This is a genomic window from Rohdeia mirabilis, assembly GCA_007750655.1.
In the GTDB taxonomy this organism is placed as follows: Bacteria; Planctomycetota; UBA1135; order UBA1135.
Genome location: CP036290.1, coordinates 3,459,464 through 3,484,069, shown reverse-complemented (window position 1 = coordinate 3,484,069; position 24,606 = coordinate 3,459,464). Strand labels below are relative to the sequence as shown.

Sequence of the window (24,606 nt, the reverse complement as noted above, 5' to 3'; positions counted from 1 at the left end):
CTGCGGCGCGCTCCAGCGTCTCGAGCCGCGCCCGCACCCGTCGCGGCCCGCAGGTCGATGCGAAGCGGCCCGGGTTCAGACGCCGATGCCGGCCACGCGCAGACGTTCGACCACCAGCGCGAAGGAACCGGAGATCCAGTCGCCGACGCGCGGCCCGTCGCAGGAGTCCTCGTGGAGCTGCCAGCGGCTGACGAACACGCTCAAGCCGCCGAGGACGTCCACCTCGACCGCGTCGAAGGTGCGGCCGGTGATGGGATTCTCGAGCCGGCGCACGTCGAGGATCGGCGCGGCCAGGAAAGTGGTCCCGGGGAGTTCGGCGTGCGCGTCCGGTTCGAGCCAGCGCGGACCGGGCAGGACCTCGGACGAGCCCCTACGCGCACAGTGGGCCACGTCGAGGGCGAAGGCGGCCGGAGCGAACGAGCCGCGCTCGCCGATCTCCCAGGCTTCGCGGCGCGCGGACCAGGCCAGGGCCGAGAGCCGCCGCGGCGCCCCGTCCGCCCCGCGCTCCCGCACGTCGATCTCGGCGCGCAGCGGGTAGGGGCCCCAGGAGTCGAACTCGAGACCGGCGATGCGCCCTTCGACGCGGGCGCCGCGCCTGAAGGTGGGCCACAGTCCCTGGCCGTCGTAGGTCGACAGCACTTCGACCCCGGACGTGAGGTGGACGCGGCGGGCGAACGGGCTGCGATCGCCGCCGAAGACGCGACCTCCAGGGCGGCGGAGGGAGGCGCGCAGGGCACCGATGTCGGTGTCGGGGCCGAAGCCGATCGTTTCGAGCAGGGGGTCCATGGAGCGAGCTGGTCGGGGCTGCAGGTACCTAGCGAGCCCGCTCGCGCCGCCTACCGGGTCGCGCCACCAAAAGAACGGACTTCGCACAGGCTTTGCACCGCCCTGCACCCACGCTGCACCCACGCTGCACCTCGGCTCTTGGGGGTCGTCCCGCGCGCCTCACGGGTCGATGGGTCGGTCAGTTCGTCGGCGGCCGGCGCACCAGGAGGACCTTGGGCTCGGTCATCTCCTGCACCGCGAAGTGCACGCCCTCGCGGCCCGTGCCGCTCGCGCCGCGACCGCCGTAGGGCATCAGGTCGGCACGCGCGGTCGGTACGTCGCCGAGCACCACGCCGCCGACGTCCAGTCGTTCGAAGGCCCGCAGCGCGCGCGGCCAGTCGCGGGTGAACAGACCCACCTGCAGGCCGAACGGACCGCTGTTCGCGCGCTCGACCGCCTCGTCGAAGTCCTCGAAGACCTCGAGCGTCGCCACGGGACCGAACACTTCCTCGGTGACGACCTTCGAGCGCGGGTCCACGTCGGCCAGGAGCGTGGGGGCGACGAAGCGCCCGGAGCGCGTACCGCCACACACCACGCGCGCTCCGGCCTGCACCGCTTCGCCGATCCACGACTCGATCCGCTCGGCGTCGCGGTCGCGCAGCACCGGTGCGAGGAACGTGTCGTCGTCGAGGAGCGAACCGCCGCGCAGCGCGCGCGTGCGTTCGTCGAGACGGCGTTCGAGCTCGACCGCGAGCGAACGGTGGACGAGGACGCGCTGGACGCTGATGCAACTCTGTCCCGCCTGGGCGAACATGCCTCCGACCAGGCGCTCGACCACGTCGTCGAGGTCCGCGTCCGCGTCGACGATGCAGGTCGCCGTGCCGCCCAGTTCCAGCGCGACGCGCTTCCTCGTGGCGCGTGCTTCGAGCTGCCATCCGACGGTCGCCGAACCGGTGAACGAGAGCAGCGCCACGCGCGCGTCGTCGACGAGGGGAGCAGCCGTCTCGTTGTCCGCGGGCAGGATCGAGAACGTGCCCGCGGGCAGCTCGAAACGCTCCACCGCTTCGCACAGGAGTTCGCCCAGAGCGAGGGCCGAGAGGGGCGTCTCGAGGGCCGGCTTCAGGACGAACGGACAACCGGCGACCAGGGCCGGCGCGATCTTGTGGGCGACCAGGTTGAGCGGGAAGTTGAAGGGCGTGATGAGGGACACGACGCCGAGCGGCTCGCGGCGCCACAGGCACAGGTAGCCGTCCGAACGGGGCGTCGCGTCCACCGGCAGGAGTTCGCCCACCGGTCGCGAGCACTCCGCCACCGCCTGGTCGAAGGTGTCGCCCGCTCGGTCCACTTCGCCGCGGGCCCAGGTGATCGGCTTCCCGGCCTCCAGCGCGATCGTCCGCGCCAGCTCCTCGGCCCGCGCACGGACTCCGTCCCGCAGGTGCTCGAGGGCGGACTTGCGCCGGTGGACGGGGGCCAGGGCCAGGGACCGTCGCGCCGCAGTTGCCGCCGCGAGAGCCGACTCCACGTCCTCGGGCCCGGCCTGGCAGACCTGGGCGACTCGTTCGCCCGTGGCTGGATCGCGGACTTCGAGGGTCCGGGGCCGAACACGGGGCGCACCGGCCACGTAGAAGGGAATGGGATCGGCGTCGTTCCGGGGCTCGTTCACGGCTTCAGTATGCTGGTCCCTCCCCGAGATTTCGTCCCCGGACGATCGACCCGACCACAGCTGCGTCGGGGCAGCGATCGCCCGTCACTCGACCCACGTCGCGCGCGTAGGCGCGCCGCCATGAACATCAACAACCTCCTGTTGGCCCCGGTGGCCGCTGCGGCGTTGGCGATGGTCGGTCACGCCCAGGTGGGGTCCCCCCTGCCGGATCCGGGCCTGTTCGACTTCGCCGGCACCGAGGCCCAGTCCTTCGAGGACTACACCGGTCGCCTCGTCCTGATCGAGTTCTTCGCCCACTGGTGAGGCCCGTGCGCCGGACAGGTCCCGCACCTCAACGAACTCCACGAGAAGTTCGACGGGCGCGGCCTGAGCGTCATTGGCGTGACCAATGAGCACAGCGGAGACGGCGTGGCGAAGACCGAGGCCTGGATCGAGAAGCACGGGGCGAAGTACGCCTACGGCTACTTCGACGGCAACGTCCTCAGCAACGCGGTGAACCACCGGGCGTGGCCGCACTCGGCCCTGATCGGTCCCGACGGCACCATCCTGTGGACCGGACACCCGTCCGGCATCACGGACTCGATGATCGAGCAGTACATCGAGGGCGCGATCACGAAGCCGCTCTTCCAGTGGGACGACGCGGTTCGCAAGGTCGCCGACGCCCTGCGCGCCAAGGAGCTCGGCAAGGCGCTGAAGGAAGCGCAGAAGCTCGCCGAGAAGGGCGTCACCGATTCCGACGTCGCCCTCGCCACGGCCGAGCGACTGGTCGAGAACGCGGTGCGGTCGGTGGAGAGCGCCTTCGAAGAGGGCAACTTCCTCGACGCCCACACCAACGCGGAGCGCTACGCGAAGCAGTTGAAAGGTCTCGATGCCGCCACGCGACTCGAGGAGATCATCACCCACTGCGAGACGGACGACGTCGCGAAGGAAGTGATGAAGGCGCAGCAGAAGCTGCGGTCACTCCTCGGGAAGCGACTCAAGAAGCAGCGCGACGCGGACTCGTTGATCGAGAAGCTGCGCGCCATGGCGACCGAGCACGCCGGCACCTACGTCGCGGTCGAGGCCGAACAGGCCATCGCCGAGGTGCAGGCGCTGCGCGAGACGCTGCGCTGACGCTGGGCGCTGGCCGCGGTCACGGGCCGCGGTGCTCGAGCTGAACGGGCGGTCGACCGAGAGGTCGACCGCCCGTTCTCGTGGGGGCGCGCTCGGGGCCCGTGTGCATGCACCTGCCCCGAGCGCGCCGCCGACTCACCGTCCGCGTGCGCGTCGTTCGAGCTGCTCGACGCGCAGGACGAGACCATCGGCGGCGGGACCGCTCCCTCCGAAGCGCGAGCGCACCACCTCGACCAGGTCGCCGTCCTCGGGCAGCCAGTACAGGTGCAGGTGCGCGGCCACGTCGTCGAGGACGTTCGACCCTGCGGTTCCGTCGGACCCCTCACGCAAGCGTCGCTCGTGGGCGTTGTGGTCCGGAAGCACCGTCTCGAGCAGGTCGAGCAAGGCCAGGGCCGGCATGCCGCGCGGCATCAAGTAGCGCGTCAGGAAGGTCGAAGTCGTCTGGCGACGCTCGTTCGGATCGATGTACTCGCGCAAGAAGCGCTTCGTCGAGCGCACGGCTTCGTCCCACCGACCGGTCGATGCGTAGATCAGCGCCGCGGCACGCAGCTTTCCTCCGTGCATCCCGAGCTCGAAGAAGATGTCCCGTTCCTCGAGTGGATCGAGGAACGAGTCGAGTTCGGCGATGTCGGCCGGATCCATGTCCAACGCGTCGTCCGCCAACATGCGGCCGAGCCGGAGATCGGCTTCGAGGCGCTCGCGCTCGTACCCGTCGACCGTGTCGATCAGCGCACGGCCCTCCGCGTCCTGGCCGAGAGCGACCATCAGCTCGTACTCGAGCTTGATGATCGAGGAGATCGGTGCTTCGACCTTCTCGCGGTAGCGCTGGAACCAGACCAGGGCGTCCTCCGGGCGATTCTGCTTCCAGTAGCCGGCGTTGATCGCGCGCATGTAGCGGCGCGCTTCGACCACGTTGTCCTCGGCGACCTCGATCGCGTAGCTGCCCAATCGCTCCAGGATGTCGTCGAGAGGGATCTCGATCAGTTCGTCGCCGCGTGTGCGGACGCGGAAGACCATCGTCTTCGCGTTGGGGAGCTCTCCGCGCCGCCGATCGTCGAGTTGGTGCGGGACCATGGCCCACGTTGTTCCCTGGGCCAGCGCGGCCTGGAAGAGCGACTCGCGGGCCGCGGCCTCGTCGCCGCGCGCCATGGCGAGCCACGACTGGAGCAGCCGAACCGCGCCCATTCGGTGTCCACGCGGATCGAGCATCTCGGCCTGCGCGAGAGCTTCTCCGGCGCGGTCGAGGAATCCGTCGGTCAGGCACTTGCGCGCCAGGTCGATCCAGACTCGCGCGTTGCTGGGCGTGTCGCGGCACTGCGCCTCCCACGTCTCGAGGATCGTGCGCGGCATCTCCGAGAGCACGAAGTCGGTCTCGAGTCGGTTCCGGCGGATCCTGTTGGCGATGTTCTCCAAGAGCTGCGGCTCCCACTTGTAGGCGTCGACGTGCGCGGGGAAGAAGCGGCGTCCCAGCACGAGCCCTCGGTAGGCGGCGGCGTCGCGCGCGTGGTCCTCGAGAGGTGACGAAGCGGGTGTCGTGAAGGCGCGCAGTCGACTGCTCTGGATCAAGCCGTCCGCGATCAACGGGAAGGCTCCGAGCGGGGTCGCGGCGACGACGACGACGGCGGCGCGGATCCAGGCGGTTCGCGCTGGGAGCGTTCCGCGATTCGTCCCGTCGGGCGGCACGTCGCGCGCAGCCGATCCACTGAGTAGTGCGACACCCAGTCCGAGGTGGATCCAGAAGTAGTGGGGCAGGTACGCCGGTTGGACCTGTCCGAGGTCCAGCATGTTGCTCGCCAGGATTCCGATCGGAACGGCGAGGAGGGCGGCTGGAAGCGCGAGCGCGCTCCGCGGCATCGGCAGGGCGATGCGCCGATAGAGCTCGATCATCCCGAACAGTGCCGCGATGAACAGCAGCAGCGCGGGCAGTCCGGAACCCTCCGCCACGTGCAGGAACAGGTTGTGGGCGTGGTGGGTCTGACGCGCGCCGTCGTAGTAGCTCGGCTCGGCGAAGCGCGAGTGGAAGTAGGTCTGCGACGGCCCGATCCCGACCAGCGGCGAGTACGCGATCGTGCGCGCCGACATGCGCCAGAAGTGGTAGCGCTGCCCGATCGCCGACGTGGGTTCGAACGTCTTGGCCTCGAGCTTGGCCCGGACGGGAGCACCTATCGGAGAGAGGAACGTGCCGACCCCGGCCACCGCGAGCAGGGCGATGCCGGTGTACAGCTTCGCTGGGCGGTGGATCCGCGGTCCGAAACGCACCACGGCCGCCACGAACAGGCCGACGGCGAGGGCCAACATCGACGCGGTGGACTCGGTGCGCCAGAGGGCGACGAGACTCCCGGCCAGCAGCACCAGCAGGATCGCGCGGCGCACGACCGGTCCACCGAGTTGGGGACCCTTCCACAGGAGCAGCGTCGCGCACAGCACGCTCGTGCCCGCGAAGTACGGACCGATGATGTTCGGGTGCGACTGGAAGAGGCGCAGCCGCGTGTTCCCGACGCGTGCCCAACCCTCGGTCGATGCAGCGTCGAGCGCGCCGAGGTAGGCGATCCCGAGGCACACGGCCAGTCCGACCAGGAACGCGCCGATCACGCGTTCGACGCCGCGCCGACCGAAGCCGGCGGCGAGGACGTAGGCCAGTCCGACGCCGAGGACGACGGACTGCAGCGCGCGTGTCCCGACGGTGAGGCTGTCGCCGAGCGCGACCGAGAGTCCGACCCACAGGAGCAGGGCCACGAGGACCGCGAAGTAGCGCAGCGCGAAACGGCTCGCGCGCACGTTCGCCCACCAGTTCCTCGGATAGGGCGTCGCCACCACGGCGAGCGCGGCCCACGACACGAGCAGTCCCTGGATCCCGCTCGCTTCGCGCACGAAGAGCTTGGTGTTCGCGGAGCACGCGATCAACAGCGCGAGGACGATGCGTTGGTGCTCGGGATGGCTCTTCGGTCCCGCGACCAGATAGAGCATGAGGCCGACGATCACCGCCGCGTACAGCGGCATGAGGAACGGTCCGTCGTAGAGATAGTTGTTCGACGAGAACGTCGGCAGCTCCGTCGCGATGCTCGGGAACAGGCCCGCTGCGCAGGCCGTCGTGGCGAGCACCGCCAGGGACACGCGGCGCAGGAGGCCGATGGCGAGCGACACGGCGAACCCGCAGCCGATCAGGAGCGGCCACCCGCTCGTCCACTTGTAGGCGTACGGGAAGCGTCCCGCACCGATCCAGTCGTCGAGGAGCGTCACGCTCCACCACACGACCACCGCAGCCACGAGCACCGCGACGAGACGCGAGGGCAGCGGGGAACCGGCGAGCGCTGGCTCGGGCCCGCTCACGCTCCTCCCTGCGTCGGACGAGCCGCCCTGCGGGAGAGGTGTGGGCTGGTCGACGTCGCGAGCGGTGAGGTCGCTGTCGGAGTGGCCCCGGTCGGAGTTGGCGCTGTCGGGCGGATCGCCGGCGCTCGGCGGCGGAGACACGGACGGATCGTTGGGCATTTGGGGGGGTCCCGGGGACCCCACCAGCCTACTCCACGGCGGTCGACCGCGGCGTGCTCGGCCCGGCTCCAGGCTCGTCCTGCAAATCGTCGCTGGAGGACTCTCGTGCGACCGTCGACTCGTGCGCCGCCGACCGCTCCGACGCGGCTTCGGCGCGCGCCGCTCCGAGCGCTGCGACGTCCTCGGGTGCGAGCCCCGCGTCCGGCGCAGCGAGTGCCGCAGCCACGCCGTTCCACTCGTCCGCGCGTCTCCACATCAGTGCGAACGTCGTGAACAGCACGAGCGGAACGACGTGCAGGATGATCCGACCGGGGATCGCCGTGGAGAACAGCAGCGGCAGGTCCCAGGGCGTCACCACGAGGATCAGTCCGTAGGCACCCAGCGCCCCGAAGATCGCCATCAGCAGCGGGGCGTGGGGATGCTGGAACAGCCGCCGCCCGCGTAGGACGAGCCAGGTCAGGACGGTCGCGAGGAACAGGATCCAGATCAGGTTCCAGCGCAGCACGTGGATGAACGACGTGCCGAAGCCACCGAGCACGATCGGCACCCGTTCGAGCGCCTGACCGATGCTGCGCGGTTGGACGGCGGGCGTGTCGGGCGCGGCTTCCTCGAGCCCGAGCATGACCTTGATCGCGACCGGGTAGTCCTCGTCGATCGACGGGATCTCGCCCCGGATCGCGAGCCAGGGAGACGCGATCGCCGCGGCGATGCCGAAGGCCAACGCGCCGTCCGCGAGGCCGCGCAGGTGGCTGCGGCCCGTGGCGGCGAGAGGATTGGGGCGCAGTGCGCCGATGGCCCAGAAGACGCCCATGGACAGGGCGCCGATCGCGATCAACGCCAGGCCCTCGTTCTTGACCAGCGCGCAGCCGCCCAGGATCACCCCGGCGGCGAGCGCGTCGGCGCGGTCGCTGCGTTGGGCGGACCAGCGCAGGCAGCGCCAGGCGAGCAGCAGTCCGACGCCGAACAGCACGGCCTGGGGCAGGTCGGCCGAACCGTCCAGGGTCCAGCCGTCGGGGAACACCGCCTTCTCCGTCAGCGACGTGCGGCGTCCCATCCAAGAAGCGACGAGGCTGCGTCCCAGGTCGCCGAAGTCGATCGACCACGAGCTGAAGTAGGAGGCCTCGGTCGCCTCGGGGGGCGTCCGCAGGAAGGTGTACCAGGTGCGCGAGTAGTACAGGAACGGCAGCGAGACCCACGTCAGCGTGCCGGCGACCGCAGCGCCGAGCGAGCGCACCGACAGCCAGCTCCACAGGATCGCGGCGAACGCCAGCACGTACAGCGCCATCAAGGGACGCGTGGCGTCCTCGAAGAAGCGCTCGAAGTGGCTGCTGACCAGGCAGTGCAGCGACGGGATGCCCGGCGGGTAGTTCGGGTGCGTCATCAGACGACCCACGGAGTCGAACCCGTCGGCGCCGCGGCCGAGCAGGAGGTCCGGACTCGGCACCATCCACGCCGACCCGTGGAAGCCCTCGCTGAACAGCACCTTGCCCTTGTAGGCGAAGTGGTAGAGCGAGTCGAACAGGTGGACGGGCAGCGAGCCGGCGAAGAACACGCAGAAGGCGCAGAAGAACAGCGTCGCCGCGAGTCCCGCCGTGACCAGTCCGAAGCGCAGGCGCGAGCGGTGCAACTCGCGCCAGCTCGTCGCCGTCCGCGCGAGGTCCTCGCGCCACTGCCCGGCGCGCGCCCGCACGATCACGCCGCGCGCGTAGAGCACCAGTCCGAGCCCGCCACAGATCCAGCTCAGGTTGCGACCCGTCGCGTGGGGGACCGGACCCTCACCCGCGATCGCGACCATCATGTAGATCGCGGGCAACAGCGACAGGCCGAGCAGCAACGCGACGCCGTGCCGCTCGAGCAGCGAACGTCGGCGCACGTCCGAGCGCGAGGCGAGCTCGAACAGCTCGAGCAGCCCGAGGCCGAAGAGCCACAGGCAGAGCGCGACGATGAATCCGGCTGAAGTGAACATGGCCGTGGGTCAGTTCCGCTTCACTCGCGGTCGGTTGGTCCAGATGTCCCACGCGACCCAGTTCCCGTCGATCAGGCGCTCGAGGTAGATCTCGTTCGACAGGAACTCCCACTCGCCGGGCATGCGCAGCTTCCACTCGATGCCGAGCTCGGCGAGCGCCTGGGCCTCGTACGGGAAGAGCCGCGGATAGCTGCGGTGGTAGGCGTTCCACTCCGTGTAGTTGACCAGCGTGCCGGCGGCGAACTGCGGCTTGCGCACGAACACCTGGACCGGGTGCAGGTAGTAGGTCAGGAAGAGGAACCAACGCGCGCGCTGGTTGTCGACCGGAGCCATCCGCGTCGGCTGCAGGAAGACCTTCGTCCCAGGGGGCAGGATCTTGCGGATCTGGTCCGTGACGGCGACGAAGTTCCCCTTGAAGACGGGGATGTCGTCCATCGTGGCGCGCTGCTCCTCGATCGTCCGACCGGCGCGCTCACGCTCCCACATCACCGTGTAGCGGTAGGAGTAGCCAGCGGTCAGCACGCAGCCGAAGAAGCTCGCGAACAGGATCGCGAGCAGTGGGCGCGGGGGGGCGAGGATCGCGTCGCCCTGGGGCGGACCGTCGGCCGGGTGGGGAGCGGGGGAGGGACTCGAGGACGCCACGGTGAGGCGGGGGGCGTGGTGCGGGGACGCGGGGAGCGGGCGGGGAGGAGGCGGCGGGCGGGTGCGGACGCCGGGGCCCGAAGCCTACCCGCCCGAGGCGTCTCAGTCCTTGGCTCCGCCGCCCGAAGAGTCGGACGGCGGTTCCGGGCTCTCGGTCGCACTCGACCCATTGCCCTCGTCCGACTCGTCGTCGGCCTCTTCGCTGTTGTCCATGTCCGCGTAGCCGCTATCGATCAACATCTGGATCAGCGCGTCGTCCATCTCGTCCTTGCGCCGCTTCCCGTCCCACGCGCGCGCGGCCGTGTCCACGTCGCTCCACAGCGCGAGCGCCTTGCGGACCAGGTGGTCGTCGGTGTCGGTGACGTAGGGGCGGATCATCGGATCCACCTGCGCGCCGGGTTCGGTGACCAGGCGCGGAATGCCCTCGGTGGCCTGCTTCGGAGGGAGCATGTACAGGCCCATCTCGACCTCGGGGAAGCGATCGACGTACTGCTCGAGCCGATTGAAGCGCCGCGGGTCCATGGTGCTCTTGCCGTCGAGCTTGGCGCGCAGTGCGTCCCCGAGCTCGATGACCTTGAAGCCGTCGCCGCGCGCGCCTCGGAAGTACGTCTCGTTGCGGACCGTCAGCTCCATCGGAGCCGGTCGCGGACGCAGTTCGACGCGATCGAGGAAGACGCTCTCGAGGCTGCGCCCCCACATGTCGCTCGAGCCCGGGACGTCCGCGATCTCGAGCACCGTCGGCGCGATGTCCACGATGCTCGTCGTGCCGTTGACGACGAAGTTCGGCGGGATCGTGCCGGGCAGGCGCATGAAGAGCGGGATGCGCAGCGTCTCTTCGTAGATGTTCAGCTTGTGGCCGTACTGCCCGTGCTCGGCGAACTCCTCGCCGTGGTCCGACGACACCGTGATCAGCGTCGAGTCCAGCCGCCCGGCGTCCTCGAGCAGACGGAGCATCTTCTCGATGTTCGCGTCCGTGAAGCGGATCTCGGCGTCGTAGAGCGACTTCAGGCGATTCTGGTCGTGCGTCGGCAGTCCCTTCGGCGACGCGATCGCGTTCAGGTCCTTGAAGCGGAACGACTCCTGCGCCACCCAGCTCGGCCGGGCGTTGGGATAGAAGATGTCGAACTCTTCCGGCGGGAAGTAGTCGTAGTGCGGATCCCACATGTGGACGAAGGCGAAGAACTTCTCCTCTTCCAGGATCTCGTCGAACCACTCCGTGAACTCGTCGACGATCTTGTGGCCCGTCACCACGCGGTGCGACTGGTCGTGTTCCTCGTTGAGTTCCTTCCAGTCGTCGTCGCCCTCGACCTCGAACTTGCGCAGGTCGGTGTTGAGCTCCGAGCAGTCCACGTACTGCTCGAAGCCGCGCGAGAAGCCGAAGTACGGGTGCACGTTCGGTCCCGACCAGATACCGAAGGTGCGCCAACCCGCATCCCTGAACGCGGTCGGCAGCCAGGGCTGTTCATCGTGCAGCTGCCACGGCGCGTCCTTCACGCCATGGACCTCGTTCGGCTGCCCCGACAGGAGCGCCATGTGCGACGGCAGGGTCCAGCTGGTGGTCGAGAAGGCCTTCTCGAAGCGCGCTCCGCCCTCGGCCATGATGCGGTCGAGCGTCGGCGTGGTCTTGACCTCGGGAGCCGTCGCGCTCGTGTAGCCGTAGGACGACACGTGATCCGCGCGCAGGCTGTCGATGCTGATCATCAGGACACCCGTCGGAGGCCCGCCCCCGCGACCGCAGCTGCCGAGGACGAGGGCCAGACCGAGAACGCCGACCGTCGCTCGACGAGATGAGGTGCGGTGCGGCGCGATCGCGACGCGGGAGCCGCTGCATTGGGGGCTGATCATGGAGCGAACGAGCCGGCGGGGAGAACCGGTCGAGGCCGAGGCGGGCGGGTGTGAGGAGAGGATGGGGCGCGAGCCTGCGGCGGACGGGGGCGGTGGTCCGCGCGCTGGGTGGGCCGGCGTTCGATACGGCGTCCGCGACCGACGCGGCGGGCCTATTGGGCCAGCGGGAAGGGGCGGTGGGGCCAGCGGTGCCGTGTTGCACCCGCTTCTTCGACCCCGACGAGCGACACCAGCCTACGCCAAGCCTCCGTCCTTCCCGATGTACGAGACCGTCCAGGGGGCGTTTGGGTTCCACCTGGTACCCCGTCCAGCGGGATGGAGGAGGAGCGGCCGGGCCGTGGCTACACTCTCGGTTCGCGCTTCGGCACCCGCGCTCTTGAGCGATCTCCCCGATCCCGTCGCCCGCGACGGTGCCCGCGACCCGTCCGACCAACGCCCGACCGCCCCCGCTCGACCCTCATGGTTCGACCCGCGTTCCGCCACCTCGCCCTCTCCGTGGCCCTGTTGCCGACCCTCGCCGCCTGCCGTGCGGGCGACGGATTCACCTCCCAGCCGGTGGCCGCCACACCGACGGCCCAGTCGCTCACCCTGCACCTCGCCCCCGATCCGGGCTCGGGCACCCTGCGCACCCGCGCCACCTGGGTCTTCGCGTCCCAGCTGCCGGCGGGCGTCGAGTTCGACTTCGCCGGTCGCGCCGAGTCGGGCCAGCTCACCCTGCGCGTCTTCGACGAGTCCGGCGCCCAGATCGACGTCGAGCCCACCGACGGTGGCTTCCGGGTGGCGAAGGCTCCGGGCGCGAACCGCCTCATGCTCGAGGTCGACGCGCCGGCCGCGCCCGGCCTGTTCCTGCCGCGCGCCGGTGGGGCGGACGTCGGACTGCAGGCACGCGCGACCGCCGGTGGTGCGCCGAGCTCGTGGCTGCCCATTCCCTCGGCGACCGACCGCGTGCGCGTGGCCTCCGTCGACTGGGTCCTGCCCGCCGGTTGGACGGCGCTCGCGCCGACGACCCGCGAGCCGCTCGACGTGCGCGAGCTGTTCTTCGCCGCCGGTCCGTGGGAGCGCGTCCAGGCGCGCACCGACAGCGACGTGCGGCTGTGGGCGGAGCCCGGACTCGACCGCCTGACGCCGCTCGCCGCGCGCACCGTCGAAGCCGCACTCGACGGGCTCGGCCAACGCCTCGGCGCGCTCGATGGTCCGCTCGACGTGGTCTTCCTCGGGCTGCCCGACGGTCGCGACCGCAGTCTGCCCGGCGCCGTGCTCGTGCCCGCTTCGTGGTTGGGCGACGGACGCGGCTTCGAGGGCGACGACCAACGCGCCGATCTGTTCGGTGCGATCGCGCGCGCCTGGATCGGCAGTTCCTCCGAGGTCGGGTCGTCGAGCGACGCCTTCTGGCGCGGCATCGCCCGTCACCTCGGCGACTCGATCTTCGCGGGCTCGGGCCTCGAGCTGAACAGCGGATCCGGTGCGGAGTTCCTCGCGCGCCGCATCGCCGGCGCCCACGCCGGAGCGGGCCAGCCCGGTTCCGTGGCGCGCGCCGCGTCGTTCGCGCACCTCGTACACCGCACGGTGGGGGACGGACCGTTCCTGCACGCTCTGCGTTCGCGCGCGGCGTCCGACAGCCCCGACGCGTTCGTCGACGCCCTGTCGAAGGCCGCCGATCGCGACGTCGCCGCGCTGGCCGCGCCGTGGCTCACGGGGTCCGGCGTTCCGCTCATCGCACTCGAATCGAGCTACGACGCCGGAGCGCGTGAACTCGTCGTCGAGGTCTCGCAGCGCCAGTCCTCGAGCGGTTCCAGCGTCCACGTCTACCGCGCCGACGTCGAACTCGAGATCTCGAGCGGTCCGCGCATCGACCGCCACCTGGTCGAGCTGAACGCCCGTCGCGTGACGGTGCGCCTGCCGCTGGACGAAGCGCCCGACTGGATCGCCTTCGATCCCTCGCAGCGCCTGCCGCACCAACTGGCCACGACGCCGCCGCGCAGCGAGCTCTTCGCCCGTGCCACGCGCGCACCCGCGCCCAGTAGCCGCATCGAAGCGCTGCAGCAGCTCGCCACCCTCGCGCGCGCCGCGACGTCCGACACGACCCGTCGTCTGTTGACCGCTCAGTTGACCGACGCGGTGACGCGCACGGGGTCGGCCTGGGTCCGCCAGGTCGCCGCTCGCGAGCTCGGCACCATCGGCGGTCTCGAGGCGCGCGCCGTTCTCGAGCGCGTCACGCGCCGCGACGCGAGTGCCGACGTGCGGGCCACCGCGCTGCGCGGACTCGTGCGTTGGGCGCCGGACGTGGCGCTCGGCCACCTGTCCGACGAGGTCTTCTCCGAGCCGGACACGACCTACGTGGTGCGCGCCGCCGCCGCCGACCTGTTCGCGGCCGCCGAACCCGATCGCGCCGGGATCTGGCTCGCCGATCGCCTGACGCTCGACTCGCCGCACCAGCGCCTGCGCGCGCACCTGCTCGACCTGTGGAGTCGCACCGGGACGCCCGGCGCGCGCGAGACGCTGGCCGGTTGGCTCGGCGATCGCCTGGCGGCCGAGGCCGTGCGCACGGTCGCCGCGCGGCGTTCGGTCGAGATGGCGGCGCCCGGTCGCGAGGCGCCGCTCGAACTCCTGGCGGTACTCTCCGACCCCGACGCCCGTTGGCGCGAAGCGGCGATCGCCGCGCTCGGACGCTACCGCAGCGGCGACGCGCGCGAGGCACTGCGGAGCTTCGCGGCCGAGGCCTCGTCGACGACCGAGGCGCGGGCGGCCGAAGCCGCGCTGACGCGCTATTGAGCGAAACGCCGTCTCCGCCCGTCGAGCCTTCCGCGGCCGAGCCCGCCGCCGCCAGCCCCGAGCTGGTGGTGGCGGCGGCTCCGCTCGTGCGCGACATGCGCCAGTCCCTGCGCTCCGAGCTGGGGGCCTTCTCGCTCTACTCGCTGTTGCCGCGTGTGACGCGCGACGCCGAGGTGCGGCGCCTGCTCGCCGAGCTGCGGCGCGACGAGACCGAGATCATCGCGCGCGTCAGCCAACTGACGACCGAGCTCGGCGGGACGCCCGAGCACAGCCGTTGGACGCGCAGCCTCGTGGCCTGGGGACTGGTCATCGCGACGCCCGTCATCGGCGTGCGCTTCTCGCTGCGCCTGTGCTGCGAGGCGGCGTCGACCGTTTCGCGCTGGTACGCGGAGTACGCGGCGTTCTGCTACTCGCTCGGTGACCGCGACCGCGTGCAGCGCTTCAGCGACCTGTCGATGACCAAGCGCATCCACGCGACGCGCCTGCGCACGTTCGTCGACAACCTGCCGATGCGCGGCGGCGAGGACTGAGCGACGCCGCGCGGCCGACGGGGCGTGGCGCGGCGCGTCGCGGACCGAACGGCAGCGGCCCCGACGTTCCCGACGACGCCGTCACTCGCCGCGCAGTCGCAGCGCCTCGACGCGCTCGCGAGCGGCGAGGAACGACGGGAACAGGTGCAGGCACTCGCGGTAGGCGCCCTCGGCCAGCGCCGGCTCGCCCCGGGCCTCGAGCGCGCGTCCGATCCAGTAGTGCACGAGTGGGCGCGTGTAGAGCGGCGAGCGTTCGTCGTCGAGGCGTCCCGCGATCGTGCGCAATCCGGCGAGCAGCTCCGCGACCTCGCGTTCTTTCGGCGCCGCGGGCTCGAGCACCGCGCGCGCGTAGAGCTCGACGCGGCCCTCGAACTCGCCGCTCAGGCCTTCGCGTCCGCTGCGGCGCGGCAGGGCGGCGCGCTCCCACTCGGCGAGCCAGTGGTTCTCCGCGCGTGCGGCGGGATCGTCGAGGCCGAGGCGCGCGGCTTCCGTGTGGCGCGGCGTGAGGTGCCACGTGTAGAGCGGCGAACGCAGGGCCCAGATCGTGTTCGGCAGGGACAGCACGGCGAGCGCGGCGACGAGCACCGTGATCGACGGCGCGCGTCGCAGCTGCAGCCGCGCGGCGCCGAACACGAGCGGCACGACGAGCAACAGGTGCGCGGGCGCGATCATCCCGAACGTGTGGGGGCGCGGCACGCTGCCGGCCAGGGCGAGCAGCAGCGCGCCGAGTGCGACGCGCCGCGCACTCGCGACCTGCATGCGCAGGGCGCCCGCGAGACCGACCGCTCCGAGGACCAGGATCGGCGCGCGCGTGACGAGCCCGCGCGGTCCGACCCACGTGTCGGTGAAGCCGCCGGTGAACGGATCGACGCCGGGTGCGAGGGCGGGGAGGTCCGCGAACGACAGGGCGTAGGCCCAGGCCGCGTCGGGCCAGCCGAACGGACCGCCGCCCGAGCCGAAGCGCGCCGCGAAGTGCACGCCGAGTGGCAGCGCGGCGCCGGCGACGAAAGGCACGAGCGCGCGGCGTTCGAGCGGCACGAGGCACAGGGCGAACGCGGCGGCCGACGGTTCGGCTGCGATCGCCAGACCCAGCGCCGCGCCACAGATCCACGGGCGGCGTTCGAGGTGCGCGAGCAATCCGAGGGCACAGCCGAGCAGCGCCAGCGGCATCCCGTTCAGCGCCGTGCCGTAGCCGAGCACCGGCGTCGCCGCGGCCACGACGACGAGGATGGTCGTGCGTCCGGACGAAACGGTGTCGAGGCGCGACAACAGGCGCGCGAACACGGCGAGCAGCAGCAGCGTGGGCAGACCGGCCACGAGCAACGTCGCGGCGCGGTAGCCACCGCCGGACCACAGGGCGCCGGCGGCCGCGATCGACGGCAACGCCGGAACCGAGGCGTACCAGCGGGCGTCCTCGTTCGCGCTGCTGTTCGTGTTCGCGACGACGCGCACGCGCTCGTCGGTGAAGCGGTCGTCCGACCGGCCGATCTCGAGCGTTCCGTGCTCGGCCAGGGCCTGGGCCGTCGCGAGGTGCGCCGCGTCGCGTCCGTCCACGGGCGCCGAGCGCGTGCACAGGAGGAGGACGAGCGCACAGACGGCGAAGAGGACGAGTCGCGCGCGCCGGGCGCCGCGGGTGTTCGAGGGCGCGTCGGGTTCGGTGGGGGCGAGGGGCGAGTCGAGGCTCTCGACCGTGCCGGACTGGACCGCATGCGACGTCGCTCCGCTCTCTTCGCTGCCTCCGGATCCGTCGACACCGTCCTCGCCGCCCGCCCGCGACGGGTTCTTCGCAGCGTCGTCGTCGGGCGCGGGCCCGTCGGCTCCTGTGCTGGCGGACGACATCCGCGTCAGTCTGGCACAGGCGAGCGCCCGCGCGATGGCAGCGCTCCGAAGCGGCTCGGGCGCGGGCGTGGACGGCTGCACGGGCGCGCTCGTTCCGGGTGCCATGCTGACGTCGCGCGCCCGCCGACCCAGCGCGCCACGCCGCCCGTGCGAGTTCGGGGCACCGTCGCGAACGGACGGTCCTGTGGCGGCGGGACGCGCCGTGCCCCCGCACTGAACCGTGTCCGCCTCAACGCAGGTCGAGCGTCACCCAGCGATCGAGAGCGAGTTCCGTCGTGTCCTCCGGCGTGAACACGCGCGGCGCCACGGGGCCGTCGGTGGCCGCGTCGTAGCCAGGCGGATGCACGACCACGCGCTCGATCCGTTCGGCCGTGCCCAGTCCGAAGTGCAGCTCGGGCGCGTTGCCGCCCAGGTAGCCGCTGCCGGCTAGCAGCGTGCGCACGAACGTGCGGCGGTCGGTGACCACTTCGACGCGCGCGCCGATGGCGTAGGTGTTCGGCGCGGGGGCGAGCAGCTTCACGCCCAGCCAGTGCCCGGCGCCCTCCGCATTCGGCGCACCCGGCTCGCGCGTGTGGTTCTCGAGCAGCCGGTAGGCCGAGTTGTTGGCCGTGACGAACAGGTCCACGTCGCCGTCGCGATCGAAGTCACACTCGATCGCGCAGCGGCTCGGCAGGTCGCGGCCGCCGTTCTCGGCGAAGGGCGCGATCTTCTCGTGGGCGACGGTGAACTTTCCGCGCCCGTCGTTGGTGAACAGATGGTCCGGCTGGCCGACGCAGATGCCGGTGCTCTCGTAGTCCGGGCTCGTGTAGCCGTTCGCGACGAAGAGATCGAGATCGCCGTCGTTCTCGAGGTCGAACAGCACCGCGGCCCAGGACGTGACACCGACGCCGTGGGGGCCGAGCCCGCTCTTCACGATCGTGTCGCGGAATGTGGCGACGCGGTGGCGCTGGCTCGCGTGGGCCTGCAGGTTCGAGGTGTACAGCGCGTTCGGCTCGAGCTCCCAGTTGGTCAGGAACAGGTCCTCGTCGCCGTCCATGTCCACATCGCCCAGCGCCACGCCCATGCCGCCGCGCGGGTCGTCCATGCCGGTCGCGAACGACACGTCGCGAAAGCGCCCGTCCTTGTTGTTCTTGAAGAGCACGTTCGGACTGACGTCGTTCGCCACGTACAGGTCGAGCCAGCCGTCGCGATCGAAGTCGAACATGATCGGCTGCATTCCGCGTCCGAGCTCGTCGGCCGCGCGCCACTCTTTCGCGCGGTCCACGAACCGCAGCCCGTCCGGCGTGGACTCGTTGATCAAGAGCTGGTTGCGCTGGCCGGGGAACGCGAAGGGCAGCATCGCCACCGGATCCTCGCGCTGGTAGGGGAGGTCCTCGAGCGACGGCATCTGGGACTCGTCGTACTCGAGGTAACTGGTGACGTAGAGGTCGAGGTCGCCGTCGTTGTCCACGTCGCCCGCGCAGATTCCCGCGGACCACAGGTCGCCGCCGACGCCCGCGGTCGCGCTCACGTCCACGAGCTTCGGGGTGCCGTCCGTGCTCTCTTCGAGCCGATTCTCGAACAGCACGTCCGCGCCGTAGTTGGCCACGAACAGGTCGAGGTCGCGATCCCCGTCCGCGTCGAGGAACAGCGCACCCATGCCGGCGCCGGTGTCCGCGCCGCCCCAGGTGTCGGTGACGTCGGTGAAGGAGCGCGTGTCGCGCGCAAGCATGGAGGCGTCGTTCTCGAACAGTCGATTCGTCGGAATGGGCGAGCCCTCTCGTCCTCCGCCCTGGACGACATAGATGTCGTTCCAGCCATCGAGATCGACGTCGCCCCACGCCGCCCCCGGACCCATCGTCGGCCGGATGTCGAGCTGCTCGTCGGGGCCCTCGAGGTGGACCGCGCGCGCGAGCGAGTCGCCGTCGAATGCGACACGATTCCGCAGTGGCTCGATCGATTCCACGGCTGCGTCGAGGAAGAAACCGGACGGGTCTGCCCGACGCAGTAGGGCCATGGAGTCCGCCGCATCGACGAAGGTCACGACGTAGGTCACCGTCGTTCCCGCGGCCGCCTCGATGGCATCGAAGCGAAGTCGGTGGAACTCGGCGTCCGCGAGGTCGACAGCACCCTGCACGTGCGCGACGAGCTCGGAGGGCGGTTCCGACGGCGGCGGTCGTATCCCCTCGACAAGGATCGGAGGAAGGGGGCTTCGTGTTGGAGTGAGGAACAGCTGATCGACTGCCCACACCCAGATCTCAGATGCCGACGTCGAACCGAGGTTCGTGCGCATTCCGAGGCCGGTCCGCGGGTCGCGTTCTCCGTGCACGTGTTCAGCGAGTGGACCTCCGAGCGCGACCCACTCGGAGAACTCGAGTCCCGGGGTGCGTGTCGCTCCGCCTCGACCACCGGGAGCGATCGCCACCAGCGAGAGTCCAGGGTCCTGCGGGTCATCGAGGCAGAGTTCCAGCAGATCGACGGATGCATGGATCCCATCGCGACGTGCGAGCCGCGGCACTGCGTCGCTTCGACGCTCCCCCGTTTCGAACTCGAGGATCCTCGTTCGAGGCAGCTCCGGCGGCCCCAGGAGGACGAAGACACCATCGACCTGCGCCAGCTGATGGTCGCTGGGGTGGACGCAGGCCTGCACGAGCAACGTGGCCGGCGTGCCACCGCGCGGCGTGACGGTGGCGATTTCGATACCGTCCGGACCGACGTCGGGTCGAACGACGACTTCCGAACGGCTGATGATCGGGAGGAGGACCGACCGGACCGGGACACGCACGTCGACGGTCTCCCACCCTTTCGCACTCCGAACGACGAGCGTTCGCGCCTCGGACGGAGTTCGCGCCTCGCCTTCCGGTTCTACCCAGCCGTAGTCCGCGCCGGACTGCTTCGGATCGGTCGAAACCTCGTCCTGAACGCAACTCGCGCCGGACCCAGGGCCCAGCGCGAGTGTCATGGCGGCGATCGTGATCAGCATGCCAGGCATGCTACGGGCCGCGGCCGGTGGTGGGGGAGCCTTGCGGCCCCCGGCTCACCGGCGCTGGAACGAAAGCTCCCTCAGAGCTTCACGTCCCTGAGCTCACCGATGGCGAAGTCGAGCGAGCTCTCCTCCTCCACGTTGATCAGGCGGCCGGTGCCCTTGAAGTGGTTGAACAGGAGCGCGCCCGTGAGGATGCGTCCGTCGCGGAAGAGCAGCGTCACCTTGTCGGCGGTCTGGGCGGTCATGAGGAGGTCGTAGAGCGCCTCGGTGTCCAGGGCCAGCGCGGGTGCGGTGCGGGTGAGGGTCGGCATGGGATGTCCTTCTCGTGGGGAACAGGATGGCGGCCCCCATAGGGTTGGGGGAGGGCCGCGGTGGTCGGTGGTGTCGCCGTCGGTGGTGTGGCCGTCGGCGGTGTGGCAGTCGGTGGGGTGGCGCGCGTTGGGATGGCGCGCGATCAGCTGCCGGTTCCGGCGCCGGCGCCGACGCGCGGCAGCCAGGCGTCCAGGTCGCGGACGAGGAAGTCGGACCAGGTCTCGTAGTTCGCGCCGTCGGTGCGCAGCAGGGCCAATTCGTCGCGCGACACGTAGTGGCCTTCGAGCACGTCCTGCTCGCGTACGCGCACCTCTTCGGGCAGGTCGAGGAACTGGACCAGGCCCACGTGCACGGCGCCCACGTCGTTCGAGTCGTCGTTGATGATCCCGACGGGCGTGGGGGCGGTGCGCAGGCCGGGTACGAACAGCTCTTCGTCGAGCTCGCGCAGGGTGCCGCGGTCGCAGATGCGCGCGCGGTCGCCGCCCACCAGGTCGCACGGGTTGAGGTGCCCGCCCACGCCGATGGTGAGCTTGTTCGCGAGGCGCGCTTCGCCGCCCTTCTTCGTGCGCGTCAGGAGCAGCACGCGTTCGCCGCAGGTGACGGCGGTGTACGGAATGACCTGCTTCCAGCGCGGCTCGCGTTCGGCGGCTTCGCGCTCGACGAAGAAGCCAGAGGTGGCGACGCGCTCGAGGAACGGCGCGCGCTCGAAGCCGGCACCGAACGGCACGAACCCCTGCGGATAGCGCGTCGGGAACAGCAGCTCGCGCGGGACCACGTAGACCGCCTCGAAGGGCTTCGCGTCGACGGGTCGGGCGGCGGTGTTCGGGGTGGTGGAGGTCACGGTGCGGGTCCTCGGATCCTGTGAAGCCCAGGAAAAGGGCGGAGCAGTCTAGCAGCGCCGGGGCAGCGCGGGGGGCCGCCTGTGTCGCCGTCGGATCGAAGCGAAGACAGGCACGGGGGTGGCACCCAGGTCGCCGCCGTGCGCCGCAGCTGTCACCACATCTCGTGGCGCTCACTCGGGCGGAGCACCATATCTGGTGCCTTCGGGCCGGCGCTGCTCGAGATCCTCCCTGTGGTCCACGGCGTCTCGGCCGAGAGATCGGCCCCCGCTCGGAGGCGGGCCGACCCTCGGCGGCCGCAGGCTCGAACGCTCCGCGGCACCCGGATGGACGCGGGGCGGGCGGAGCCCCGGCCGGGCCCGCGCCGGACGCCCGAGCGAGGTGGATGCGAGCGGCCCTCGTAAGCCGGATCCTGTTCCCGCGCGCCCCGGCGAACCGGAGCGGCGGGGGCGACCATTTCTCTAGGGCCGCACTCGCGCGCGGCCTCGAACGACCTACCCGGGGGCGACGCGAGCCGCGCCAAACGCCCCCCTATGCGGTCTTTCTCCGGGTGGGGTTTACCGTGCCGGGCCTGTCACCAGGACCCGCGGTGCGCTCTTACCGCACCGTTTCACCCTTGCCGCCCACGCCCGAGGACGTGGGAGGCGGTCTGTTCTCTGTGGCACTTTCCCTGGCCTCGCGACCGGTTGTCGTTAGCAACCACCCTGGCTCGTGGAGTCCGGACTTTCCTCGGCCGACCCGTGAGGATCGGACGCGGTCGCCCGGGCCACTCGCATCCGCGCGCGAGCATAGCGTGGTCCTGGGTTCGTTCGTTGGTGAAGGCCGAAGGACCCTCCCAGCGCGCCAGCGGCGGCTGGCCGGAGCCCGGGGCCACAGCGGCGCGGCGGAGCGCGACGTTCGATCCGAGAGCCCGTGGGCCGTTCGGCGACGGATCGGGCCCCTGGGACCCTGGGGCTCGCCATCTCGCACCAGCGAACGAGGCCAGTACCGAGGGTTGGTAGCCTGCCGGGCCCGAACGGCGGATCGACCGCCACCCACCTCTGCCGCAGGCCTCCCGATGACCGTCTCCTCCTTCGTCACCAATCTCGAGCTCCGCGAGTCCAACCCCGACGGAACCGAGGGCGCCGGACTCTCGCACACCGCCGAGGGCATGTTCCTCCTGCACGTGCTCGAGCTGGCCGGCGTCGGCGAGCCCACCGGTGCGATCACGATCGTGCACGGCGCCGGCGGACATGGCGCGCTCTACCAGGGGCCGGGCGAGTACTTCGCCGAGCGCGGCTGGGCCGTCGCGCTGCCCGACCTGCGCGGCCACGGCAACAGCGAAGGTCCGCGCGGTCACTGCTGGGGCCTGCCCGAGCCGGTGCGCGACCTGGACTCGATCTGCGACCACCTGGCCTACCGTCTGCCGGACGCGCCCAAGGTCGTCATCGCCACGGGCCTCGGCGCCCTGTTCGCGATCGCCTACGCCCTCGCCCTGCCCGATCGCGTGGCGGCGCTGGTCCTGATCTCGCCCGTCCTCGCGCCGAAGCTGGTCGAGCCGCCCAAGGCCGGTGGCTTGAAGGCGATGTTCCAAAAACCCAAGCCGCTCGACGTCGGTCCGCTGGGACTCGCGTCGCACCAGCTCACCGCCGAGGAGGCCGCTGGCGCCAACTGGGAGGGCAACCCGCTGGTGCACGACCTGGTCACGCGGCACACGGCGCAGATGCTGCCGCGCGAAGCCGCCGACGTTGCGGCGCGCGCGAAGCAACTCGCCGTGCCGACGCTCGTGCTGCACGGCGCGGACGATCCGATCGGCGATCCGGCGGCCTCGAAGGCGCTGGCCAGCGAGCACGTCGAGGTGCGCCTGATCGAGGGCCGCAAGGGCGACCTGTTGCGCGAGCGCGACTGGAGCACGCGCTGCGACGAGATCGCGGCCTGGCTCGAGTCCAAAGTGACCCGTTGAGCGGCCCGCTGCGCGCTCACTCGCCCGCGTCGAGTTCGCGCAGACGCTTCACCTTGGCCTGCTTGCGATAGCTCTCGTCGATCCAGTCCTTGAAGAGGTCGACGGGGATCGTGCCCTTCTCGATCGTGGCCGTCACCCAGCCCCACTTGCCGAGTCCGTAGCCGGTCGGTTCGCAGAACGGCAGCTCGAGCGCCTGTGCGGACGAGTGGGGGAGCCGGCACGAGATCGAGAACGGTCCGGCCTCCGCGGGGAGGTAGGCGAACGTCTTGTCGTCCACCGCGAGGTCGGCGTGGTTCGGCCACGGACTCTTCAGGTGCGCGCCGGGGTACGACAGGCCGAACGCCCGCAGTTCGGCGAGCGCCTTCTCGCTCTTCGCGCTCATCGCGGCTCGCCCGATTCGATCCAGTCCTGCAGCAGCACCGCCGCGGCCGCGCTGTCGCGGTGCTTCAGCATCTCGCGGAAGCTCGCGCCCTCCTCGCGCAGTCGCGACTCGGCCTCCTTGCTGGTGAGGCGCTCGTCGTACGGAACGACCTCGAGCCCTGCGAAGCGCGCGCGCAGCCTCTCCGCGAAGGCCTGGGTGTAGTCGGTCTGCGGACCGCCGGTGCCGTCCATGTTGAGCGGCCACCCGAGCAGCAGCACGTCGACGTCGCGCTCGTCGAGCAGTCCCGCGACGTGGTCGAGCAGCTTGTCGCTCGTGCCGTCGATGCGCGGACACTCGAGCAGCGTGATCGACAGCCGCAACCCGTCGGCCACGGCGAAGCCGGTCTTCTTCGTTCCCAGGTCGATCGCGAGGACGGCACCCATGGTCGTGGCGCTCGCGCCTAGAGGAATCGGCCGCCGCTCTGGCGCAGGCGGTCCACCACCTCGCGCACGTCCTGGTCGCGTCCGCGCGGACAGACCAGTGTCGCGTCGCCCGAACGCACGACCACCAGGTCCTTCACGCCGATCAGTGCCACGACCTCGTCGGACTCGGCGTGCACGATGCAGCCGCTGCTGTCGACCGCGACGAGTTCCGCGTTCCCGTTCGAGAAGTTGCGCCAGTTGCCGTCGCCGTCGGGCGCGTTCAGGTCCTCGAGCGCGGTCCAGGATCCCACGTCGCTCCAGGTGTAGTCGATGGGCACGGTCTTGATGTCACTGGCCTTCTCCATCAGCGCCACGTCGACCGGAGCCGCGCGCAGGGCCGGGTAGACCGCGTCCACGTCGCCCTGGCCGTCGACCAACGCGCGCAGCGGCTCGAGGATGTCGCCCGCGTGGGCCTCGAAGCCGGCCAGCACGTCCGAGCCGCGCCACAGGAAGATGCCCGCGTTCCACAGGAAGTGGCCGGTGGCGAGGAACTCTTCGGCGCGGGCGCGGTCGGGCTTCTCGACGAAGCGCGCCACTGCGTGCACGGCGTGCCCGTCGCGCTCGCCCAGCACGGCGCCGGTCTCGATGTAGCCGTAGCCGGTGGCCGGGTGCGTGGGGCGCACGCCGAACGTGAAGAGTCCGCCGTTGGCGCGCGCTTCGTCGCAGGCGGCGCGCACCGTGGCCTCGAAGCGTTCGACCGGAGCGATGACGTGGTCGGCCGGACACACGAGCTGCAGCGAGCCGGGTGCGCGGCGTTCGACCTCGAGCGCCGCCCACGCGACGCACGCGGCCGTGTTGCGCGCACAGGGTTCCTCGAGCACGTTCTCGTGCGGCAGTTCGGGCAGGTGCTCGCGCACGAGCGCCGCTTGGTCGCGGGCCGTCACGATCAACACGCGCTCGATCGGCACGAGTCCCGCGAGGCGCTCGACGGTCTGCACGAGGAGCGGCTTCTGTGAGCCCATCGGCAGGAACTGCTTGGGACGCGCGGCGCGGCTGGCGGGCCAGAAGCGCGTGCCCGAGCCGCCGGCCATGACGACGGCGAAGAGGTCCTTGACCTGGTTCGAAGCGGTGGTCGACATGG

Annotated in this window: 18 protein-coding genes and 1 other RNA gene; 5 read left to right on the top strand and 14 right to left on the bottom strand. The window is 71.0% G+C overall.

The window, feature by feature from the left end:
• Nucleotides 1–75 precede the first annotated feature (75 nt).
• Together Pla163_RS12965 and Pla163_RS12960 are read right to left on the bottom strand one after the other, a co-directional pair.
• Nucleotides 76–786, bottom strand: a complete 711-nt coding sequence (locus Pla163_RS12965) for a hypothetical protein (protein WP_145189035.1) — start codon at nt 784–786, stop codon at nt 76–78.
• 178 nt (nt 787–964) lie between these two features.
• Nucleotides 965–2,428, bottom strand: coding sequence for an aldehyde dehydrogenase family protein (locus Pla163_RS12960; RefSeq protein ID WP_419185906.1), 1,464 nt, complete (start codon nt 2,426–2,428; stop codon nt 965–967).
• A 120-nt stretch (nt 2,429–2,548) separates the two neighbouring features.
• On the opposite strand from Pla163_RS12960, the gene Pla163_RS12955 reads away from it, so the two are divergent.
• Nucleotides 2,549–2,731, top strand: a complete 183-nt coding sequence (locus Pla163_RS12955) for a hypothetical protein (protein ID WP_145189032.1) — start codon at nt 2,549–2,551, stop codon at nt 2,729–2,731.
• A 78-nt stretch (nt 2,732–2,809) separates the two neighbouring features.
• The gene (locus tag Pla163_RS12950) at nt 2,810–3,541 is read left to right on the top strand and encodes a TlpA family protein disulfide reductase (protein ID WP_145189029.1); all 732 of its coding nucleotides are present in this window, start codon (nt 2,810–2,812) and stop codon (nt 3,539–3,541) included.
• Between the two features lie 135 nt (nt 3,542–3,676).
• Here Pla163_RS12950 and Pla163_RS12945 read toward each other — a convergent pair whose 3' ends face one another.
• The 4 genes from Pla163_RS12945 to Pla163_RS12930 form a co-directional block, all read right to left on the bottom strand.
• Nucleotides 3,677–7,012, bottom strand: a complete 3,336-nt coding sequence (locus tag Pla163_RS12945; protein ID WP_419185905.1) for an O-antigen ligase family protein — start codon at nt 7,010–7,012, stop codon at nt 3,677–3,679.
• A gap of 46 nt (nt 7,013–7,058) precedes the next feature.
• Complete coding sequence (locus tag Pla163_RS12940) at nt 7,059–8,996, bottom strand: hypothetical protein (protein ID WP_145189023.1); 1,938 nt, start codon at nt 8,994–8,996, stop codon at nt 7,059–7,061.
• Nucleotides 8,997–9,005: 9 nt separating this feature from the next.
• Nucleotides 9,006–9,638: a hypothetical protein gene (locus Pla163_RS12935; protein WP_145189020.1), complete on the bottom strand. Its 633-nt coding sequence runs from the start codon at nt 9,636–9,638 to the stop codon at nt 9,006–9,008.
• Between the two features lie 102 nt (nt 9,639–9,740).
• On the bottom strand, nt 9,741–11,339 hold the full coding sequence (locus Pla163_RS12930; RefSeq protein WP_419185904.1) for a sulfatase: 1,599 nt from the start codon (nt 11,337–11,339) through the stop codon (nt 9,741–9,743).
• A gap of 603 nt (nt 11,340–11,942) precedes the next feature.
• Between Pla163_RS12930 and Pla163_RS12920 the strand changes: the two genes are divergently transcribed.
• Together Pla163_RS12920 and Pla163_RS12915 are read left to right on the top strand one after the other, a co-directional pair.
• Nucleotides 11,943–14,255 carry a hypothetical protein gene (locus tag Pla163_RS12920; RefSeq protein WP_419185903.1) on the top strand — a complete coding sequence of 771 codons (2,313 nt, stop codon included), beginning with the start codon at nt 11,943–11,945 and terminating at the stop codon, nt 14,253–14,255.
• On the top strand, nt 14,252–14,785 hold the full coding sequence (locus tag Pla163_RS12915) for a hypothetical protein (protein ID WP_145189008.1): 534 nt from the start codon (nt 14,252–14,254) through the stop codon (nt 14,783–14,785). The genes Pla163_RS12920 and Pla163_RS12915 overlap by 4 nt, the downstream gene beginning before the upstream one ends.
• An 81-nt stretch (nt 14,786–14,866) precedes the next feature.
• On the opposite strand, the gene Pla163_RS12910 is transcribed toward Pla163_RS12915, so the two are convergent.
• The 5 genes from Pla163_RS12910 to rnpB all read right to left on the bottom strand — a co-directional run bounded on the left by Pla163_RS12910 (nt 14,867) and on the right by rnpB (nt 21,513).
• Nucleotides 14,867–16,624 carry a hypothetical protein gene (locus Pla163_RS12910; RefSeq protein WP_145189006.1) on the bottom strand — a complete coding sequence of 586 codons (1,758 nt, stop codon included), beginning with the start codon at nt 16,622–16,624 and terminating at the stop codon, nt 14,867–14,869.
• A gap of 229 nt (nt 16,625–16,853) precedes the next feature.
• On the bottom strand, nt 16,854–19,586 hold the full coding sequence (locus Pla163_RS12905; RefSeq protein ID WP_419185902.1) for a CRTAC1 family protein: 2,733 nt from the start codon (nt 19,584–19,586) through the stop codon (nt 16,854–16,856).
• Between the two features lie 80 nt (nt 19,587–19,666).
• Nucleotides 19,667–19,900 carry a hypothetical protein gene (locus tag Pla163_RS12900; protein WP_145188999.1) on the bottom strand — a complete coding sequence of 78 codons (234 nt, stop codon included), beginning with the start codon at nt 19,898–19,900 and terminating at the stop codon, nt 19,667–19,669.
• A 143-nt stretch (nt 19,901–20,043) separates the two neighbouring features.
• Nucleotides 20,044–20,742 carry a hypothetical protein gene (locus Pla163_RS12895; RefSeq protein WP_145188996.1) on the bottom strand — a complete coding sequence of 233 codons (699 nt, stop codon included), beginning with the start codon at nt 20,740–20,742 and terminating at the stop codon, nt 20,044–20,046.
• Between the two features lie 382 nt (nt 20,743–21,124).
• Nucleotides 21,125–21,513: RNase P RNA component class A (gene rnpB / locus Pla163_RS12890), an RNA gene on the bottom strand.
• Between the two features lie 284 nt (nt 21,514–21,797).
• On the opposite strand from rnpB, the gene Pla163_RS12885 reads away from it, so the two are divergent.
• Entirely contained in the window at nt 21,798–22,682 is an 885-nt protein-coding gene (locus Pla163_RS12885) for an alpha/beta fold hydrolase (RefSeq protein WP_145188993.1), read from the top strand.
• A gap of 16 nt (nt 22,683–22,698) precedes the next feature.
• Here Pla163_RS12885 and Pla163_RS12880 read toward each other — a convergent pair whose 3' ends face one another.
• Genes Pla163_RS12880 through Pla163_RS12870 form a run of 3 tightly spaced genes read right to left on the bottom strand, consistent with a single transcriptional unit; the run spans nt 22,699 to nt 24,604 of the window.
• Nucleotides 22,699–23,064: an MmcQ/YjbR family DNA-binding protein gene (locus Pla163_RS12880; RefSeq protein WP_145188990.1), complete on the bottom strand. Its 366-nt coding sequence runs from the start codon at nt 23,062–23,064 to the stop codon at nt 22,699–22,701.
• Nucleotides 23,061–23,486, bottom strand: a complete 426-nt coding sequence (gene ruvX, locus Pla163_RS12875; RefSeq protein ID WP_145188987.1) for a Holliday junction resolvase RuvX — start codon at nt 23,484–23,486, stop codon at nt 23,061–23,063. The genes Pla163_RS12880 and ruvX overlap by 4 nt, the downstream gene beginning before the upstream one ends.
• A 17-nt stretch (nt 23,487–23,503) precedes the next feature.
• Nucleotides 23,504–24,604: a mannose-1-phosphate guanylyltransferase gene (locus Pla163_RS12870; RefSeq protein ID WP_145188984.1), complete on the bottom strand. Its 1,101-nt coding sequence runs from the start codon at nt 24,602–24,604 to the stop codon at nt 23,504–23,506.
• Nucleotides 24,605–24,606 lie beyond the last annotated feature (2 nt).